The sequence below is a fragment of the uncultured Cyclobacterium sp. genome (genome assembly GCF_963977555.1).
GTDB lineage: Bacteria > Bacteroidota > Bacteroidia > Cytophagales > Cyclobacteriaceae > Cyclobacterium.
Window position 1 is genome coordinate 110,118 of record NZ_CAXBPD010000017.1, and the last position, 15,683, is coordinate 125,800.

Annotated in this window: 14 protein-coding genes; all 14 read left to right on the forward strand. The window is 38.7% G+C overall.

From position 1 onward, the window contains the following. Positions 1-62 precede the first annotated feature (62 nt). The 14 genes from AAC073_RS19035 to AAC073_RS19100 all read left to right on the forward strand — a co-directional run bounded on the left by AAC073_RS19035 (position 63) and on the right by AAC073_RS19100 (position 15,296). A complete protein-coding gene (locus AAC073_RS19035; RefSeq protein ID WP_339925396.1) occupies positions 63-371 on the forward strand; it encodes a hypothetical protein in 309 nt (102 codons plus the stop codon). A 154-nt stretch (positions 372-525) separates the two neighbouring features. After that, a complete protein-coding gene (locus AAC073_RS19040; RefSeq protein WP_339925397.1) occupies positions 526-1,098 on the forward strand; it encodes a DUF6515 family protein in 573 nt (190 codons plus the stop codon). 175 nt (positions 1,099-1,273) lie between these two features. Continuing rightward, the gene (locus tag AAC073_RS19045; protein ID WP_339925398.1) at positions 1,274-2,608 is read left to right on the forward strand and encodes a sulfatase; all 1,335 of its coding nucleotides are present in this window, start codon (positions 1,274-1,276) and stop codon (positions 2,606-2,608) included. A 49-nt stretch (positions 2,609-2,657) separates the two neighbouring features. After that, on the forward strand, positions 2,658-3,845 hold the full coding sequence (locus tag AAC073_RS19050; RefSeq protein ID WP_339925399.1) for an MFS transporter: 1,188 nt from the start codon (positions 2,658-2,660) through the stop codon (positions 3,843-3,845). 148 nt (positions 3,846-3,993) lie between these two features. Continuing rightward, positions 3,994-5,313, forward strand: a complete 1,320-nt coding sequence (locus AAC073_RS19055) for a gluconate:H+ symporter (protein ID WP_339925400.1) — start codon at positions 3,994-3,996, stop codon at positions 5,311-5,313. Positions 5,314-5,335: 22 nt separating this feature from the next. Further along, positions 5,336-5,800, forward strand: coding sequence for a RidA family protein (locus tag AAC073_RS19060; RefSeq protein ID WP_020889220.1), 465 nt, complete (start codon positions 5,336-5,338; stop codon positions 5,798-5,800). Positions 5,801-5,807: 7 nt separating this feature from the next. Then, a complete protein-coding gene (locus AAC073_RS19065; RefSeq protein WP_339925401.1) occupies positions 5,808-6,920 on the forward strand; it encodes a D-TA family PLP-dependent enzyme in 1,113 nt (370 codons plus the stop codon). A gap of 36 nt (positions 6,921-6,956) precedes the next feature. Then, the gene (locus AAC073_RS19070) at positions 6,957-8,027 is read left to right on the forward strand and encodes a membrane dipeptidase (RefSeq protein WP_339925402.1); all 1,071 of its coding nucleotides are present in this window, start codon (positions 6,957-6,959) and stop codon (positions 8,025-8,027) included. 211 nt (positions 8,028-8,238) lie between these two features. Then, the gene (locus tag AAC073_RS19075) at positions 8,239-8,751 is read left to right on the forward strand and encodes an RNA polymerase sigma factor (protein ID WP_339925403.1); all 513 of its coding nucleotides are present in this window, start codon (positions 8,239-8,241) and stop codon (positions 8,749-8,751) included. 3 nt (positions 8,752-8,754) lie between these two features. Then, positions 8,755-10,239 (forward strand): phytoene desaturase family protein, encoded by a 1,485-nt coding sequence (gene crtI / locus AAC073_RS19080; protein ID WP_339925404.1) that lies wholly within the window; start codon positions 8,755-8,757, stop codon positions 10,237-10,239. A 24-nt stretch (positions 10,240-10,263) separates the two neighbouring features. Beyond that, the gene (locus AAC073_RS19085) at positions 10,264-11,106 is read left to right on the forward strand and encodes a phytoene/squalene synthase family protein (RefSeq protein ID WP_339925431.1); all 843 of its coding nucleotides are present in this window, start codon (positions 10,264-10,266) and stop codon (positions 11,104-11,106) included. Between the two features lie 136 nt (positions 11,107-11,242). Then, positions 11,243-12,088: a 4-hydroxy-3-methylbut-2-enyl diphosphate reductase gene (locus tag AAC073_RS19090; RefSeq protein WP_339925405.1), complete on the forward strand. Its 846-nt coding sequence runs from the start codon at positions 11,243-11,245 to the stop codon at positions 12,086-12,088. A 34-nt stretch (positions 12,089-12,122) separates the two neighbouring features. Beyond that, positions 12,123-12,833 carry a fatty acid desaturase gene (locus tag AAC073_RS19095; protein WP_339925406.1) on the forward strand — a complete coding sequence of 237 codons (711 nt, stop codon included), beginning with the start codon at positions 12,123-12,125 and terminating at the stop codon, positions 12,831-12,833. A gap of 60 nt (positions 12,834-12,893) precedes the next feature. Next, entirely contained in the window at positions 12,894-15,296 is a 2,403-nt protein-coding gene (locus AAC073_RS19100) for a TonB-dependent receptor (protein ID WP_339925407.1), read from the forward strand. Positions 15,297-15,683: the final 387 nt, after the last annotated feature.

The window sequence follows — 15,683 nt, forward strand, 5'->3', positions numbered from 1 at the left end:
TTGAGAATGTAATTAGGGATGGCAGTGTTAAAATTAGGATACTTATTTGGAAGAATAAAGGGTTGTTAGTAGTAGTTTATTTGATCGTGTCTATGTTCTTGACTGCTTCTATACTTGGCGTATTAAAAAGAAATATTGCTGGTGTTTTTGTGTCGATCGACTTGAACCTATCAATAGGTATTGGCTTCATACTGTCCGCTTTTTGGACTTATTTAACAAGAAATGACAATTATCGCAATAGTTCTGGACAAAGGGTTAAAATGGATACTAGGAATGAGTTCTTTTTTATCTCTATGGAGAAATGGTCTTATCTTTTCTTTATTGCTGGGTTTGTATTTCTTTTTTATGGTTGCCAAGAATTGACGTATTAAAATCACAATTTAACAAAAATTAAAAGGTGTTCTAATGGTCATTAAAGGCACTTTTCTGAGTCGGATTTCTTATTAAGTCATTAATGATTTCTTTACCCTGTTAAACCATTGAGCAAATCAATGGTCAAAACAGGGTATTTAAATCCTATTGATTATGAAAAATGTTGTTAAAATTTCCTGCATTTTGGGCTTCCTTTTTTTTATTTCTGGTGCCGAAAAGTTGGAAGCACAAAGCTCAAGAAACGCAAAAAAAACGGTAGTTGTTCAGAAAGTAAGTCATCGGGTACCTAGTAAAAAAGTGGTTTACAAGAAGCCGAATAGAAAAGTGGTAGCTGTAAGGTCTTTACCCAATCGAACAATAATTAAACACAAAGAGGTTAATTATTACTATGCCAACAATAGGTTTTATACTTATTCAGGGGGAAGATATATTTCAATAGCTCCCCAAAAGGGTTTTCAAATTAAGACCCTACCTATTGGCTACATTAGAATAAACCATCCCAGCAGAAATTATTTCTGGTTTAATGGTATTTTTTATACCAATGTAGAAAATGCTTATGAAGTAGTCGAACCCGAAATAGGGACGGTAATTTATGAGCTGCCAGAGGATTATGAACGAGTAGAAATAGATGGGAATTCCTATTACGAATTTTCTAATGTGCTTTACGAGAGAATCCAAGTAAATGGAGAAAGGGCTTATGAGGTAGTCGGCTTTATAGAACAGTAAGAATGTTTTGCTGCTAGGTAATTGAATATTCGTGATGATCAGTTAGATTTGGTTAAGTAAAACGGTCTTTGGGGTGCAAATCCCAGATTTATTTGGTGTTAATTCGAATTGAGGGATAGTGTTTCTCTTTGGTTCGATTAATATGCTTAATTGGTATCAAATGAACTACCCTAACATGAAAATTCTACTTATCCTACTAATAAATGGCTTACTCTTTTCCTGTGCTGGAAAGAAAGAAACTTCTGAATTGGGGCCAAACATAGTGCTTATTATGGCAGATGACTTGGGCTACGGGGACATTTCTTGCTATGGAAGTAGTTCAATAAACACGCCTAATTTAGATTTATTGGCTGCCAATGGCGTATTGTTTACAGACTTCCATTCGAATGGGTCGGTATGTAGCCCCACTAGAGCCGCTTTGATGACTGGGAAGTACCAGCAGCGTACCGGAGTAGAGGGGGTCGTTACCGCCAAAAGCCATAGGAAAGTAGGGCTTAGTCTAGGTGAAATCACAATGGCTGAGGAATTGAAACAATATGGTTACACTACTGGGATGTTTGGCAAGTGGCATTTGGGCTATGACAAAGCGTTCAACCCTACTTTGCAGGGATTTGATGCGTTTACAGGATTTGTAAGTGGAAATGTAGATTACCATGGACACATAGATCAGGAAGGATACCTTGATTGGTGGCAGGGTGCTGAAATTGAAAATGAGGAGGGTTATACTACTGACCTGATCACAGAAAATGGGGTGAAATTCATACAGCGCAATGATCCGAAGAAGACTGATAAGCCCTTCTTCCTTTATTTACCTCATGAAGCGCCACATTCTCCCTATCAAAAACGGATTGATAAGGTTTTAAGGGAAATTGGTACTGCTGGAACGCAGGAGGTGATTGAGGACAGTATTTCATCTGTGTACAAAGAAATGGTTGAAGTAATGGATGAGGGTGTAGGTAGGATAGTGCAGTCACTTAAAGAAACAGGGCAGTACGAAAATACCATTATAATCTTTATTTCAGACAATGGGGCAAATCATTTTGGGGATAATGGAGGCTTGAGAGGGTACAAGGCAAGTCCATATGAGGGAGGAAGTCGTGTTCCTGCTATTTTCAGTTATCCAGGTATAATAAAAGTGGGAAGCGTTAACAATCAAACCGTCTTGTCTATGGATCTGCTGCCTACTTTATTGGATTTTATTGGGCAGAAGCCTGTTGCCAAAATTGACGGTGTGAGCATAAAAGAAATTTTACTGCAACAAGAGAATCTGCCTGAAAGGGACGTTTTCTTTGCCTATGGAAACAAAAGTTTTATCCGAAGTGGAGATTGGAAGTTAATCTCAATTGAAGGAAAAAATGGGAAGGATATTGAACTTTATAACTTATCGGATGATTTACAAGAGCAGACGGACCTAAGTACAGTTAAGCCTGATGTGGCGGGTGAACTTTTAGCGAAGCTTGAATCTTGGGCTATTGAAGTAAGGGACGGAGTAGATTTGGTAGCTAAATAAAAAGCCCGATCACCTACTGTTCCCTTTATGGAAATGAATAAAATCACAATTGAGACACGCTAAGATAATTCTTCCAGTAATTGTTGTTTCGCAATTCTGCTGTACCTCGCTTTGGTTTGCAGGAAATGGGGTGATAGATGACCTTGTTGCAAATTTTGATCTTGAAGCCAGTGCACTGGGCCATTTAACCTCTGCGGTGCAATTTGGTTTTATAATGGGAACGTTGGTTTTCGCTATTTTAACTATTGCAGATCGATTTCCCCCTTCAAAAGTTTTCTTAGTCAGTGCTTTACTCGCTTCTTTATTTAATTTAGGTGTGGTGTGGGAAGGGAATAGTTTATTAAGTTTACTAACACTTCGCTTTATTACTGGTTTTTTTCTTGCTGGGATTTATCCAGTAGGGATGAAAATAGCCGCTGATTATTATGAGAAAGGGCTTGGGAAGTCTTTGGGTTTTCTAGTTGGTGCTTTGGTTATCGGAACGGCCTTCCCTCATCTTCTTAAGGAGTTAACTGGGGATTACCCATGGAAATATGTATTGGTGGCAACTTCATCCCTTGCTGTAGTGGGAGGGTTTTTAATGTTGATATTGGTTCCCAATGGCCCATTCCGAAAACCAAGTCAAAGAGCAAAACCCATGGCCTTCTTTAAGGTGTTCCAAAATAAAGAATTTCGGTCGGTATCCTTCGGCTATTTTGGCCATATGTGGGAATTATATACTTTTTGGGCTTTTGTGCCCATCTTCCTTATGAAATACAGTTCTGAACACTCCGAAGTGCTTTTTAATATTCCGGCCTTGTCTTTCCTCATTATTGGAATAGGAGGTTTGGCTTGTGTGCTTAGTGGTGCTCTTGGGCAAAGGCTAGGAGCCAAACGATTAGCATTCCTCTCCTTACTTTTGTCAGGCAGTTGTTGTCTTATTTTCCCGCTGGTTTTTGCGAGTAAATCCGAAAGCTTGTTTCTTGGTTTCCTAATTTTTTGGGGAATAGTAGTCATTGCAGATTCACCGCTTTTGTCCACATTAGTTGCTCAAAATGCCTCATCTGAATTGAAAGGCACAGCGCTTACTATTGTAAACTGTTTGGGTTTTTCAATTTCTATCCTTAGCATTCAGCTGATAACCGTGCTGATGACTTTTACAGATTCAAATGTGATTTATGCCATTTTGGCGATAGGTCCTATTTTGGGTTTGATAGCTTTAAGGGGTGGAGATAAAACCAAGTTAGTGCTAAATTAATCCATCTGAAGCTTGTGGTTTTCTAATAAAGGTGCGTTGATAGATTTCTCTAGCGTGTGAAAGATTGAATTAATTATACAAGTTTTCAATAGTGAAATAGGCATTTAGCAGAATATGCTGTAATTTTTGGTTTCGTTTAAAAACCACTATGACTTTTATAATTGTCGCCACAAGTATTATACTCTTGGTTGCTCTGATCGTTTGGATCAAGGTTGAACCGTTTATTGCTTTTTTGATCACTTCCATTTTAGCGGGACTGTTGCTTGGGATACCACTTCCTGAAATATCAGGCTCTATTCAAACAGGAATAGGGAACCTTATGGGGGCCTTGGTAATCGTGATAGTTCTCGGGGCAATGTTAGGGAAAATTGTGGCAGACAGTGGTGCTGCACAACGGATCGCCCAATTTCTGATGAATGGTTTTGGTGAAAAACGTGTCAATTGGGCAATTGCCCTTACCGCTTTCATTGTCGGCATTCCTCTGTTTTTCAATGTAGGATTTGTCCTTCTAGTGCCCCTGGTATTTGCTGTAGCTTACCAATATAAAATCCCTGTGATGATTCTGGGTATACCCATGCTTGCTGCTTTGTCAATTACGCATGGTCTACTTCCACCACATCCAGCTCCGGTAGCGTTAGTCGCACAGTTTGGTGCCAATATAGGGACCACACTTATCTATGGTTTTATAATAGGTATTCCAGTAATTGTTTTAGGTGGGCCTTTATTGGGGAAATTGCCCTACTTGCGCCAAATGAAAATCACTCCTTTGGAAGTGTTCAGCGTAAAGCCAAAAGAAGAAAGTGAGCTTCCTGGCCTAATAAATAGTCTTTTTACAGCCTTACTTCCCGTGTTCCTATTAATTGCCCTGTCCTTAATTGGCATGGGGATGAATGAAGATAGCCCAAGCTATGGCTTGATAATGTTTTTTGGTGACCCCAATATTGTGATGTTGATCTCTCTTATTTGGGCGACCTTTAGCCTGGGAATAATGAAGGGAATAAAGATTGCCGACATTATGAACAGGTATGCCTCGGCAGTGAAGGAAATAGCGCTGATCCTATTAATCATTGCTGGGGCGGGAGCATACAAAGAAGTATTGGTAGACAGTGGGGTTAGTGGGGAGATTGGCGCATCGCTTCAGCAATTGTCAATTAATCCACTGCTTTTGGGCTGGTTAATTGCAGCAGTGATTCGAGTATCTGTCGGTTCCGCCACAGTAGCGGCACTTACTGCAGCAGGAATAATCGCGCCCTTGGTCGCTTCCGGAGTAGGAGATCCTAACTTAATGGTTTTGGCAATTGGGAGTGGAAGTTTGATCTTCTCTCATGTAAATGATGGAGGGTTTTGGCTTGTAAAAGAATATTTTAACTTAAGTATAAAGCAAACCTTTCTCTCATGGACCTTATTGGAAACAGTATTGTCAGTGTTGGGATTAATAGGGGTTTTAATATTGGATTTATTTATATAACATAAACTAAAATAATAGAGACATGTCAGCAGAAGCGAAAATTAAGGAATTGGGTTTAGTATTGCCTCCAGCGCCACCTCCAGGAGGTGTATATCGTCCGCTTATTATCACAGGAAACCTATTGTTTCTTTCGGGACATGGTCCGGTCTTGGAAAATGGAGACATGATTAGAGGGAAAATAGGCATTGACCTGGATAAAGTGGAAGGCAAAGCTGCAGCAAGACAAGTAGGTCTGACAATGCTATCTACCCTTCAAACAGAGTTGGGAAGTTTAAATAAGATTAAAAGAGTTGTTAAAGTTTTAGGCATGGTGAACTGTTCTTTGGACTTTGAAGAGCATCCTTTTGTTATCAATGGCTGTAGCGAGCTATTTGCTGAAGTTTGGGGAGAAGAAAATGGACTTGGCTCAAGAAGTGCCATTGGCTTTGGTTCTTTACCTGGCAATATTTCAGTAGAAATAGAAGCTACATTTGAAATCCATCAATAGAAATTATATGATTGACGATTGGTACAAAGTTAACCACCCTGAAAAAATAGACAGTCCAGCATTATTGGTGTATTTGGACAGGGCAAAAGAAAACATTCAAAAAGTAATAAAAGAGGTAGGTACGCCTGATCGGCTACGCCCTCACATAAAGACCAATAAATCTGCAGAGGCCTGTCAATTAATGATGGATGCCGGAATCAAGGCATTCAAGGGAGCAACGATTGCTGAAATAGAATTGCTTGCCAGCATTGGAGCCAAAGATATTCTGCTTGCTTACCAGCCTGTAGGGCCTAAAGTGGATCGGTTTTTGGCTTTAGTTGGGCATTATCCAGCTGTTAAGTTTCATTGTCTTTTAGATCATGTTGATGCGGCCAAGGCTTTGAATGAAAAAGCATTGGCAAGCAATCAAAAAATAGGCGTCTATATAGATTTAAACGCTGGAACAAACAGGACAGGAGTAGTTCCTGGTAAGCCGGGCGAAGATTTATTCGAGCAAATCTTAGAATTGAAAGCCTTGCAAAATACAGGTTTTCATGTCTATGACGGCCACTTAAGAGATCCAGATCTCAAGCTTAGAGAAATAGCTTGCGAAGAGGGGTTTGCACCAATTTCTCAAATGAGGGAGAGGCTAGAAAACAAGCACAAGTTGACACTTGATATTATTGCCGGTGGAACAACGACCTTTCCTTTTCATTCTAAAAGGGAACGTATCACCTGCGCTCCAGGTACATTTATTTATTGGGATGAAGGCTATGCCAGTGGTCTTCCGGAGCAGACCTTTTTATATGCTGCATTGGTAATGTGTAGGGTGATATCCTTGCCAACCTCAAACTATGTTTGCGTGGATCTTGGATACAAAGCAATTGCATCGGAAAACCCATTGCAAGATCGAGTGAAGTTTCTCAATGCTCCGGAGCTAGTGCCGGTGAGTCATAGTGAAGAGCACTTGGTATTGGATGCTAAAGAAGGTCATTCCTATACAATTGGAGATGTACTATATGGCGTCCCAATTCACATTTGTCCGACAGTAGCTTCCTATCAAGAGGTTTTAGTTATTCAAAATGGAGAGCAGGTAGCCTCTTGGAAAACGGTAGCCAGAGACAGGAGAATTACTTTTTGAGGCCAATAATTTAACTCATTTAAATCAAACAAAAAGATGTTTACAATAGATGCCCATTTAGATTTAAGTATGAATGCGCTTGAATGGAACAGGGACCTTACCCAACCTGTAGAAGCGTTGAATGCTAGGGAAAAAGGGATGACGGACAAAACAGACCGGGGAAATGCAACGGTTTCGCTACCTACTTTAAGAAAGGGAGAGATAGGATTGGTGGTAGCCACGCAGATTGCGCGTTATGTGGCGCCGGATAATCCACTTCCAGGCTGGAACAGCCCAGAACAAGCTTGGGCACAAACGCAGGGTCAATTGGCATGGTACGAAGCCATGGAAGCCAAAGGAGAGATGGTCCAAATTCGCGATAAAAAGTCTTTAAATGAACACGTGGCCCTTTGGATGAATGGAGAACCTAATGATAAAAAACCTGTAGGCTATATTCTTTCCTTAGAGGGTGCTGATTCAATAGTGGACCTGAGTTATCTTGAAAAATCCTATAATAAAGGATTGAGGGCTTTAGGCCCCGCTCATTATGGTCCTGGAAGATATGCCCAAGGTACAGATGCTTCTGGGCCTTTGGGTAAAAACGGTAGGGCCTTGCTCAAGGAAATGGAAAGGCTGAACATAATTTTAGATGCCACCCATTTGTGTGATGTTTGTTTTTGGGAAGCCTTGGATCATTTTAATGGAGCTGTATGGGCTAGCCATAATAATTGCAGGGCGCTGGTAGATCACAACAGGCAGTTTAGTGACGAAATGATCAAGGCTCTCGTTGATAGAGGCGCTGTAATAGGAGGTGCTTTAGATGCCTGGATGATGGTGCCTAACTGGATAAGGGGAACTTCCTTGCCAAAAGAAATGGACTGTGATCTTGAGAAAATCATAGACCATATGGATCATATTTGTCAACTAGCTGGGAATGCCAATCATATTGGAATAGGTACTGACTTGGATGGAGCGTATGGAAGAGAGCAAAGCCCTTATGACCTTGAAACTATAGCAGACTTAAGAAGAATTCCTGGAATGTTACAAAAAAGAGGTTATACTGAAGAGGATATAGCCAAAATAATGCATAAAAATTGGTTGCGATTTTTAAATGAAGCTTGGTCTTGATCTATTTTGTTTAATAAAAACCAAAATAATTAAACAAAAATTAAAAACTTATAATTGTTAAAATACCCCTTTAGGCGTCTATTGGGGGATTTTTTATGTGTTTTTTGCTTAAACAGGATTATTGTTTAATATATTTAGAAAAAAATTAGACAAAATATTTGATAAAGTGTTTAACTATACCTAAGTTTGATTAAACAAAAACACAGGATCCATGACAACTTTAGAATTTAGTTATTCGCTTACAAAGCTCAGCACGTCCTTAAAGCCATTTGCTTTAAAATTGACTAGGGATATGGATGATGCAAATGATCTATTACAAGATACCATGGTTAAGGCATTTACCAATAAAGATAAGTTTGCCGACGGTACAAATTTGAAAGCTTGGTTGTATACCATCATGAAAAACACCTTCATTACTAACTACCAACGAATGGTAAGGAGGGGAACCTTCGTTGATACAACTGAAAACCTTCATTTTATCAATTCGGGTGCAGCAGTAATAGAAAATGGAGTTTTTGGAGATTTTACGATGAAGGACATCACCAAAGCCATTGACAAATTGGATGCCGTTTATAAATCTCCTTTTATGATGCATTACAAAGGTTTTAAATACCATGAAATCGCAATTCAACTAAATATCCCTATTGGAACGGTAAAAAATAGAATACATATTGCAAGGAAGATTTTAAAAGACGATCTTAAAGTTTACACTACCATAAATTAATCAATGAGGTCAAAAGAAGTTGTTGTAATAGGTTCGGGTTTTTCAGGACTTTCCACTGCTACACATCTCGCTGCTGCGGGATTGAAAGTGACTGTTTTGGAGAAAAACGATGTTCTTGGAGGAAGGGCAAGGAAATTTAACTCGGCCGGTTTTACCTTTGATATGGGACCTAGCTGGTACTGGATGCCGGATGTCTTTGACAGGTACTTTGGTAATTTCGGCAAAAAAACTTCCGATTATTACGACTTGATTCGTTTAGACCCTTCTTATTCAGTGATTTTCGGGCATGAGGATGTTATGAAAATCCCAGCGAATTTGGATCAATTTAAATTGGCCCTCGAAAAGCTGGAGCCAGGAGTAAGTGAAAAATTCGATGATTTTCTAGAACAGGCAGCTTTCAAGTACCAGAGAGGGATCAATGACCTGGTACATCGACCAAGTGTTTCTTTAACCGAATTTCTAGACCTTAAACTATTCAGGGATGTTTTGAAAATGGATATTTTTCAATCCATGTCCAAGCACATTAGGAAGTACTTTAAAAATGAGAAAATTATTCGTCTCATGGAGTTTCCTGTATTGTTTCTAGGAGAAACAGCGCAAAACATTCCAGCGTTGTACAGCCTAATGAACTATGCAGATATAGCTTTGGGTACCTGGTATCCTCAGGGAGGAATGCATAAAATTATTGAAGGAATGGTGGCATTGGCAAAAGAAAATGGGGTTGTATTTAAAAACAATGCGGAGGTGGTAAAGATTATGACTGATGAGGGCAAGGCCAAGTCAGTTAAACTACTATCTGGAGAGGAGATTGGGTTTGATATATTAGTTGCAAGCGCGGACTATCACCATGTAGACAAACATTTACTCGAACCTAAATATAGTAACTATAGTGATAAATACTGGGACAGTAGAGTTTTAGCGCCTTCATCACTTTTGTTCTACCTGGGAGTTAATAAACGATTAAAAAACCTTCTACACCATAATTTGTTTTTCGACGAGCCCCTTGAACCTCATGCAGATGCCATTTATACCAATCCAAGGTGGCCTGAAAAACCCTTGTTCTATGCCTCGGTGCCTTCCATAACTGATACCACTGTGGCTCCAGAAGGAATGGAGAATTTATTCTTGTTGATACCGCTAGCCCCAAACCTTGAAGACAGCGAAGCTACAAGAAAGAAATATTTTGAAATAATTATGAGAAGACTTGAAAAGCATACAGGTCAAGACATTAGGTCTCATATCGTTTACAATCGATCTTATGCACACAGTGACTTCAAGAAAGATTACCATGCTTTTAAAGGAAATGCATATGGTTTGGCAAATACTTTGAAGCAAACTGCAATTTTAAAGCCATCTCTTAGGAATAAAAAATTAACTAACCTATATTATACAGGACAGTTAACTGTACCAGGGCCAGGAGTTCCTCCTTCTTTAATTTCAGGGGAGGTAGTAGCGAAAGAAATTTTAAAGAATACCATATTTAAATAATTTTCAACCATTGAAAATGAGATGATGGATCCAAAGCAACTCTTTGATGTCACTGCCCTGGAGTGTAGCAAATTGATAACACAACGCTACAGCACTTCATTTACTTTAGGTATTAAAACACTTTGCAAAAAGTTGCATATGCCAATTTATGGAATCTATGGTTATGTCCGTTATGCGGATGAAATTGTTGATACCTTTCATGACAAGGATAAAGTCAGTTTGTTGGAAAATTTTAGGCAGGATACCTATAAGGCCATTGATGAAGGGATAAGCATGAATCCAGTCCTTCATGCCTTCCAATTAATTGTAAACAAATACAATATAGAGAGGGAGTTAATCGATGCTTTTCTGAACAGTATGGCAATGGATCTTGATTTTGCCACTTATAACGACTCTAAATACAAAGAATACATTTATGGTTCAGCTGAAGTCGTGGGATTGATGTGTTTGAGGGTGTTTTGTGAAGGAGACCAAGAAAATTACCAACATTTAAAGCATGCCGCCTGTAAGTTGGGCTCGGCTTTTCAGAAAGTTAATTTCTTGCGAGATTTGAAAAGCGATTATGAAGACAGGGGGAGGGTTTACTTTCCAGGAGTAGATTTTAATAAATTTGACAGCAGTGTAAAGGCTGAAATAGAATCAGATATAAAGCAAGATTTCGATGAAGCGCTAATAGGAATACATCAATTGCCCAAAGGGGCCATGCTGGGAGTAAAAATTGCTTATCTCTATTACCTGAAGCTGTTTTATAAAATTAAATCTTTGTCTCCTGAAACAATTACTAAAAGACGCATAAGAATACCAAATTCTAGAAAATTTGCACTTCTAATCAGCACCTATTTTGGCTACAAAGTTGGGTGGAATTGACAAGTTTTAGCTAACCAGACAGGAACTGTTTGGACAGTCCACAGCGTTTGTGTATTAAAATACTTTTGCTGAGGATCTATATCTGAAAAAGAAGGGTATTAAAAAAACATTTGATTACAAAGTTGGTTTATTAGATATGTTGAAATTGGATGTACATATTGATCAGTATTCAGGCTTTTGCTTTGGTGTAGTTTATGCCATTGAAATGGCGGAAGAAATTTTAGACGATGAAGGTCATCTTTATTGTTTGGGAGATATAGTCCACAATGATGAGGAGGTCAAAAGGTTGACTAAGAAAGGTTTGATTATAATCAATCATGAGGAACTCCATAAGCTATCAAATGAAAAGGTTTTGATCAGGGCGCATGGCGAGCCACCTGCTACCTATGAACTGGCCATTAATAACAATCTTACTTTGGTAGATGCTAGCTGTCCCGTGGTATTGAAGCTTCAGAACCGGATAAAAAACTCATTTGATAAAGACGAAAATATTTACATCTATGGCAAGCATGGGCATGCTGAAGTGATTGGGCTACTTGGTCAAACGAGAAATAAGGCAATCGTTTTTCAAGATATCGAAGAACTTGATCTGCCTAATTTACCAAGAAACATCACCCTTTACAGTCAAACAACCAAGAGTACAGACAAATTTTATGAGATAAATAAGGTCTTAACGGACAATGGTATCACCATTAACACCAACGATACGATTTGCAGACAGGTGTCTAATCGAGACAAAGAACTTAGAGGATTTGCAGCCAAGTTTGACCATATTGTTTTTGTAAGTGGAACCAAATCATCCAATGGAAAAGTATTGTTCAATGTCTGTAAAGAAAAGAATCCACAAACCTATTTTGTATCTTGCCCTGAAGAGGTAGATGCCAATTGGTTTAAAGTCGGGCAAAGTGTTGGGATTTGTGGGGCCACTTCTACACCAATGTGGTTAATGCAAAAAGTTGAAGAAACGATTAAAACCTTTTAGTAGTTTTTTGATCTTTTAATTTTTAATTGTGTTCATGAGTATTTCATTAAAACGGCAGTTGTCTTCATCGGTTGACCCTAAGGGTATTATCATCGCTTTTTCAATTATTGCCCTGTGGACAACTTCATTGCTCTCATTACTTCACCTTCAAGTAGATTATTCAAACCCATTTCTTTACCTAGGGATATTGGTGCAGATGCATCTCTATACTGGGCTTTTTATTACCGCCCATGATGCCATGCATGGGGTAGTTTCAGGGAACAAAAAATTGAATTATTTTATTGGATGGTTTGCAGCCATCTTATTTTCCTTTAATTTCTATTGGAAGTTGTTTCCCAACCACCATAAACACCACAATCATGTGGCAACAGAGGCTGATCCTGACTTTCACTCATCTGGAAAGTTTTTCCCTTGGTACTTGAGTTTCATTTTGAATTATTTAAATATTTGGCAATTCCTTCTGATGGCAATTACCTTCAATTTGCTGAAACTTGTTTTTCCGGTGCCTAATTTGGTGTTGTTTTGGATGTTGCCTGCGATATTGTCTACGCTCCAATTATTTTATTTTGGCACGTATTTACCACATAAAGGAACCCAAAGTAACAAACACCATTCAGGCACTTTGAAAAAGAACCATTTGTGGGCATTCTTCTCCTGTTATTTTTTTGGTTATCACTTTGAACATCATGAATTTCCTTATGCACCCTGGTGGAGGCTTTGGAAAACTAAAAATCTTTCAAACTGACGATCAGGTAATCTTCTTGAATCTCAAAATGCATTAAGAATAGTATCTCAACCCATTGCTATGAAGAAGTTTTTACTATTAACCCTATTCTTTTTATCTTTCCTCACCTTATACGCTCAAGAGGGGACGATAAAAGGGAAAATCATTAACCCAATCAACAATGATCCCATCCCTTTTGCAAATATTATTGTCCAGGGATTAGAAATCGGAGCGGTTTCTGATTTAGACGGAAATTATGAAATCAATGGCTTAGAACCAGGGCTGTATAATTTGAAGGCTTCCTTTGTTGGCTTTAAGGCAAAAACAGTATTTGAGGTTCAGGTAACGAAAGCCAGTGCGGTTCAATTGGATTTTGAGTTGGAAGAGGATGCATCCAACCTTCAAGAAGTTATAGTAGATGCGACCTTTAGTAGAACCGAAGAAAAGCCAATTTCTGTTAGACAGCTTAATGCCAATGAAATAGAAAGGTATCCAGGTGGAAACAGAGACATTAGTAGGGTGATACAGTCCTTACCAGGTGTGGCAAGTTCTGCAAGTTTTAGAAATGATATCATTATTCGTGGAGGCGCACCCAATGAAAACAAATTCTTTATTGATGAAATAGAGGTGCCTGTAATAAACCATTTTGCCACTCAAGGTTCATCAGGTGGACCTGTTGGCATTTTAAACGTGAACCTGATACAAAATGTAGAGGTATTGAGTGGTGGTTTTCCTGCCAATAGGATGAATGCGTTAAGCTCCTTTTTCGAGTTTCAATTAAAAGATGGTCGGCGTGACAAGATGCTTACCCAAGTTACCTTGGGAGCAAGTGAAATAACGCTATCGAATGAAGGGCCTATAGGGGAAAAAACCACTTATATCTTTTCCGCAAGGAGGTCTTACCTCCAGGCGCTATTCAGATTGATTGGCTTGCCTTTTTTACCCACATTTAATGACTTTACCTTTAAAACCAAAACGAAAATCAATGCTAAAACAGAATTAACTGTCTTAGGAGTAGGAGCCATAGATCAATTTGCACTTAATTTTGATGTTCCAGATGATGAGACCAGAGAAGAGAAAGAAGATCGTTTATATTTGCTAGATAATTTGCCGATTTCAACTCAATGGAATTATGCCACGGGAGCGAAATTAAAACGTTTTAGAGACAATGGATTTTGGACGTTCATATTGAGCAGAAACATGCTCAATAACCAATCCTACAAATATGCAGGAAATGATGCGTCTAGCGAAGATAACTTGCAATACAATTACCTGTCTCAGGAGAGTGAAAACAAGTTTAGGGCGGAGAACAGTATCTTTTCTGATGGATATACCCTTCAATATGGCGTAAATTATGAATTCAGCCGTTACTTGATAGAAAATTATGACACCCAATTTCCTGATGAAGATGGTATGCCACGTGATGTCACTACCATCTCCCTGTTTAATAGCTATGGTGGGTTTGTCATGGGGAGTAAGAAGTATTTAGATGATCGTCTAGTAGTTAATTTGGGTATGAGAATGGATGGGAGTGATTTCGGAGAGACTGCCAGGAATCCACTGAATCAACTAAGTCCTAGATTCTCGACAAGTTATCAATTGAAAGACAATTTGTTTTGGAATGCAAATGCAGGAATTTATTATCAGAAACCTCCTTATACAGTGTTGGGGTACCAGAACAATGAAGGGGCTTATGTCAATCAGGAGAATGATGTTAAGTTTATGCGAAGCACCCATTATATCACAGGGTTTGAATGGCAGTATCCCGCTAAAAACCGAAAATTTTCTGCTGAGGTTTTTTATAAAAGTTATGCTAACTACCCTAGTTCTATTAGGAACGGAATTGCCTTGGCTAATCTTGGTGCTGATTTTGGCGTGATAGGAAATGAGCCAGTAACTTCTGATGCAAAGGGAAGAGCCTATGGTTTGGAGCTGCTTGCTCAACAACGTTTATTTAAAGGTTTTTACGGAATAGCAGCACTTACACTCGTAAGAAGTGAATTCACCAATCCATCTACTGGGTACCTGCCATCTTCATGGGACAATCGATTTATTGTAAGTCTAACGGCAGGTAAGCGATTTAAAAGAGACTGGGAAATTGGTGCCAGGTGGAGGTTTTTGGGTGGAACTCCTTATACCCCTTATGATTTGGAATCTTCCTCTTTGCGTGCCAATTGGGACCTTTTCAGCAGAGGACAGCTTGACTATACAAGAATCAATGGGGAACGCCTTAAAAGCTTCCACCAGCTGGACTTGAGGGTAGATAAGAAATATTTTTATAATAAATGGAACCTCAATTTGTATTTTGATATACAAAACGCTTATAATTTTCAGGCCGAACAGCAGACCAATTTAATTCCCCAGCGAAATGACCAGGATGGATTGGTAGTGAATCCTAATGACCCTAGTAGCTATTTAATAAGAGAAGTAGCTAATCCCGCAGGTACGGTGCTACCAACAGTTGGCGTAATTGTAGAATTTTAATTTTTTTGGATGAAATATTGGCTACCTAATGGGAGGCTAAATCCATTCAGACAAATTTCGGCTATAAGGTTTATTAATAGTAGCTTTGTAGCCAAATGGAAAGAATTAAAACTTTATTTCTACTGCTAATAATTACTGACAGTATGTATTTGCTCAGGAAACAGTTACTATTTCAGCAGAAATTGGGATCGTTAATAAGCTGTTTGATTTAATAAATGATTTGGACCTGAATTCTTTCCTCGCCTTCACACTCCTTTAAACCTCAAAAATTAGGTAGCAATTAGATTGGCTGAATTTAATTTTAGTCAATTGGGATGGTTACTGGCTTTGGGTATAGGTGCAAGTTAAATTCTGAGGAATTAAACCTCAGGATTGACTTGGCTTTTG